At 49.4% G+C, this 4,643-nt stretch carries 3 protein-coding genes; 1 reads left to right on the top strand and 2 read right to left on the bottom strand.

What is annotated here, in order from left to right; translation table 11 throughout:
* A partial coding sequence (locus tag KDK14_RS11385) for a WD40 repeat domain-containing protein (protein ID WP_257265239.1) occupies positions 1–1,579 on the top strand: 1,579 nt, incomplete at its 5' end.
* Here KDK14_RS11385 and pckA read toward each other — a convergent pair.
* Entirely contained in the window at positions 1,483–3,096 is a 1,614-nt protein-coding gene (gene pckA / locus KDK14_RS11380; RefSeq protein ID WP_257265238.1) for a phosphoenolpyruvate carboxykinase (ATP), read from the bottom strand. The two genes, KDK14_RS11385 and pckA, sit on opposite strands and share 97 nt — an antisense overlap.
* A 554-nt stretch (positions 3,097–3,650) precedes the next feature.
* The gene (gene hslO, locus KDK14_RS11375) at positions 3,651–4,520 is read right to left on the bottom strand and encodes an Hsp33 family molecular chaperone HslO (RefSeq protein ID WP_257265237.1); all 870 of its coding nucleotides are present in this window, start codon (positions 4,518–4,520) and stop codon (positions 3,651–3,653) included.
* Between the last annotated feature and the right edge of the window lie 123 nt (positions 4,521–4,643).

The following is a 4,643-nucleotide window of genomic DNA, read 5'->3' as shown; positions in this document are numbered from 1 at the left end:
TTACTACCCAGTCGCCGTTATTGTCATAACCGGAAATTATCACATTTTTGGCAATGTCACAGTGCATACGCTGAATAATGATGGCTGTTGGAAGGAGGTGGCGGCGCTGGCGCACCCCCTTGAAAAATACTATCTGCCAGTGACTGCGAAGTTCAGCCCGTTGCAGGATAAAATTGTTACCTTCGACCCAAGGAATCTCAAAATCAATGTATTGCGTCTGGACAGTAACGGCCGGTGGATCCCACAACACCAGCCAAAAGAGATCAGATGCTCTTTGCAAACCCAGCTCAAGGAACCGCCCTTCGAGGCCACGAACAATTATGTACTGACCTTCAATAACAGATCAGCGACCATCTGGGGCTTTGATGAGAACAACTGTCTTGCGCAGAAAGCAGTCATGCATAGCCGTGTGACAATCAAAGCTGCCCAGCTGAGTAATGATGAGCAGCATGCACTGACCAAAGACATAGCCAAAAATGTGATAATTTCCGGTTATGACAATAACGGCGACTGGGTAGTAAAAAAAATGATCCCATGCTGCAATTATGCCGCCTTTAGCCCCTCCGGGCGTAAATTGCTGGCCCACCTGGGTCGTGACGCCTTTCTACTCTGGAACTGCAACAGTCTGTATACAGGTCAGCCCCTCAGGCACAGCGGCAGTGACAAAGCTATCTTCAGTCCCTCCGAGAATTTTCTCCTGAGCTACGGCGATCAAACGCATTTCGCTTACATTTGGGGTGATGACGGGGACGGTAACCTGACCAGGAAGGCATGGATATGTCATCAGGGGGTGATTGACCATGCTGCATTCAACGATCAGGAGGACAGTGCACTGACCCGCAGTCTTATTGATAACACTGTGAAAATCCAGAGCCTCGACAGCCAGGGCGAATGGCAGGAACAGGTGGTGGTTCAACTTAAAGGCAGAGTCGATGACTGCCGGTTTTCACCCTCAGGGCGTCTGGCCTGTGTCCTTAGCTTTACCACAGACACCGAATCCTGGATTCTTGGGCGCAATGCCGATGGCAAGTGGACGAAACATGCTGTAACCATCCCTGATGGCTACGTCCTCAGGGGTATTGAATTTAATGGGGCAGATAATCACTTTCTGACCTATGGCACCAAAGACATCCGGGAAGATCATCACAAGCCGGGTTTTGTGCAACTCTGGGGCAGGGGTGATGATGGTCAATTGCTAGAGATAGAGCTGATAACTCTGGATCATCGGGTTAGAAGGGCCACATTTAGCCCCGATAATGATCATTTTGTGATCCACTGTGCCAATGATCTAACGTGCGTCATACCGAAAGGATCTACGGCGCTGCTCTGGAAGATTCCTGCCAGAGAGACAATCTTAAACAGCGCCGGAGGTGGAAGTATCACTGAGTATATCAGCCAAGGCGGGGATACCGGGAGGCTATCCGAGAATAAACTCCCAGCTCCGTCCTTCCCACATAACTGTTTTCCGCCCCCTGAAACGTATCAGGCCAGTGATGGGCCAGCAGCCAACAGAGCCTTGCCTTCGTCGTTATCGGTAAACTTGACAAAGTTGGCAATAAAGCGCCCCGCCAGATCATGAGCCTTATGCTCCCATTCTGCCGTATCCTCATAGGTATCCTGAGGATTCAGAATACGATCATCAACGCCGACAACACTTTGTGGTACATGCAATCCGAAGAAAGGCAGCGTTTTGGTTTCAGCCTGATCGATAGAGCCATTCAGAATGGCGTCAATGATCGCCCGGGTTGCCTTGAGGGAAATACGCTTGCCGGTGCCGTTCCATCCCGTATTCACCAGGTAAGCGGTTGCACCATGGGCTTCCATCTTCTTGACCAGCTCTTCGGCGTACCGGGTTGGGTGCAGGGACAGGAATGCAGCACCGAAGCAGGAGGAGAACGTTGGGGTTGGTTCCGTGATACCACGCTCAGTGCCCGCCAGTTTCGCCGTAAAGCCGGAGAGAAAGTGGTACTTGGTCTGCTCAGGGGTCAGACGGGAGACTGGTGGTAAAACACCAAACGCATCGGCAGTCAGGAAGATCACTTTTCTGGCATGACCCGCCCTGGAAACCGGCTTGACAATGTTATCAATATGGTAGAGTGGATAAGAAACCCGGGTATTCTCGGTTTTCGAGTTATCATCAAAGTCAATTTTGCCCCGGGCATCAACGGTGACGTTTTCCAGCAGCGCATCACGACGAATGGCGTGGAAAATCTCAGGCTCATTTTCTTCTCTCAGGTTAATGGTCTTGGCATAACAGCCACCTTCAAAGTTGAACACGCCATCATCATCCCAACCGTGCTCATCATCACCAATCAAGGCACGTTTTGGATCAGCAGAAAGCGTGGTTTTCCCGGTTCCGGACAAGCCAAAGAAAATGGCGGTATCCCCCTGTTCACCGACATTGGCAGAACAATGCATGGAAGCTATACCCCTGAGCGGCAGCAGGTAGTTCATCATGGAGAACATGCCTTTTTTCATTTCGCCACCATACCAGGTACCGCCAATCACCTGAATCCGCTCCGTCAGGTTGAATGCCACGAAGTTTTCCGAGTTAAGACCGTGCTCCTGCCATTTCGGATTGGTGCATTTGGCACCGTTCATCACCATAAAGTCCGGTTCAAAGTTCGTCAGTTCATCGTCGCCGGGGCGGATAAACATGTTCTTGACGAAGTGCGCCTGCCAGGCCACTTCGGTAACAAAGCGCACGCTCAAGCGTGTTTCAGGATTTGCGCCACAAAAACCGTCAATAATAAACAGGCGCTTGCCGGACAGTTGATTGGTGACCAGTGACTTAAGATCTGCCCAGACTTCTTCAGTAATAGGCTTGTTATCATTTTTACCCTGATCCGACCACCAGATGGTATCCCGGGTTGTATCGTCTCTGACGATATATTTATCCTTCGGAGAACGGCCAGTGAAGATACCGGTATCCACCGACACGGCCCCCATTTCAGTCACCACACCTTGCTCATAGCCTTCCAGCTCCGGACGGGTTTCCTCGGCAAACAGTGTGTCATAAGAGGGGTTGTAAACCACATCAAGGACATCCTTGATTCCGACAGCAGCCAGAGCTTCCTTTACGTTTACATGGGCCATGCAAAGTTCTCCGATACGCTCAACTTAACGTTTTGTGTTATTAGATTATGGTAATTGTTGTGGCGTGCTATGTTAGGGTACTGAACCTGTTATTTAAATATAAGTAGCTAACCATATGAAATCATATTTTCTGAGCAAGTGGTCATTCATATCTGCGGCGTTACAACTTCTGTCGCATAGCCAGGGGCATGCTCCCTGCGTTGTGCCTTGCATAGTAACTGCTCACTAAGTCAGAAATATACGTTTCCATTTGGTCAACAACTTATAGCGTCCACATTTCACGCCTTTCTAACCGGGTCCGGTATAAAACGTTAAACCTTGGTCAACTTGAAAGTATTGTTCCGTGTCAAATATATCATCGGTACCAGAACAAAATACAAGCGAGCACTCTCGTTTATATCTTGCTATGAACGCATAATATTCAGGTAAAAGCCAGCATAGAACAAAAAACATAGAGCAAAGAATAAGATGTGCAATAAAACGACAATAGTCTTTTTAGTCAGAAGCTCAACTGAGTTCCTGACTGGACCGGAAGGGAGAGGAACCAGAAAACCTCAATGAATTTGGGGTTTAGCGTTAAAGATTGAATCTATATCCTCTTTACTAAAAACATATTGGTGATTGCAGAACTGGCAGTCCATGGCCACCCGACCTTCTGCTTCAATAATCGACTCAATTTCTTTTTGATCCAGAGTGCTGATGATTTTTGCGCTTCTTTCCTGAGAACAGGTGCAGACGAAACGGACAGGCTCTTTGGCAAAAATACGAACGGCCTCTTCATGAAACAGCCTGACCAGCAGTGATTCATGATCCAGCTTCAACAGTTCTATATCGCGAACGGTGTCCGCAAGGGCCGTTATGCGCTTCCAGGATTCAGTGCGAGCGTCCTCGGAAAGCTCGATACTGGCAGGCAAAGCCTGCAGCAACAAACCGCCACAGGTCTGGCCATCACAGGCCAGCCACAGCCGGGTTTGCAACTGCACAGATTGAGCAAAATAGTCTTCAAGACTGGCACACAGCGTCTCCTTTTCCAGGGGGACAATCCCCTGGTAACGCTTCCCCTTGACCGGGTCCACAGTGATCAACAGGCTTGCCTTGCCCAGCAGCTCCCGAAGCGTTCCCTCAGCAAGATCATCCCGGAATTGCGCAACTGCCCTGAAAGACCGCTGGTCTGTACACTCCACCATGAGCAACGTTAATGGCCCATCACCTCTGGCCTGAAGGGTAAGCAACCCGTCAAACTTCAGCGTGGTGCTCAACAGCAGGGCAGAGGCTACCAACTCCCCCAAAAGGCACCTGACAACTTCTGGATAATCATGGGCAGCCAGGGCATCAATATAACTGTGGTTAAGGGAGACGATTTCACCGCGAATATCGGTATTTTCAAAGATAAGGCGCTGTACTGCGTTATCAGTCCTGCTCATGAGCAACATTCCGTTCCGGGCTTGTCAGAAAACTGACGACAGCATAATAATACCAATTCCACCTTCTGAATATGAACTGCGCAGCTATTTTGAACCGCTGGATCTTCGTTGGAATTCCTCGCA

This window comes from Endozoicomonas sp. ONNA2 (assembly GCF_024606365.1).
Lineage (GTDB): Bacteria > Pseudomonadota > Gammaproteobacteria > Pseudomonadales > Endozoicomonadaceae > Endozoicomonas.
This window is presented reverse-complemented; position numbering and strand designations above follow the sequence as displayed.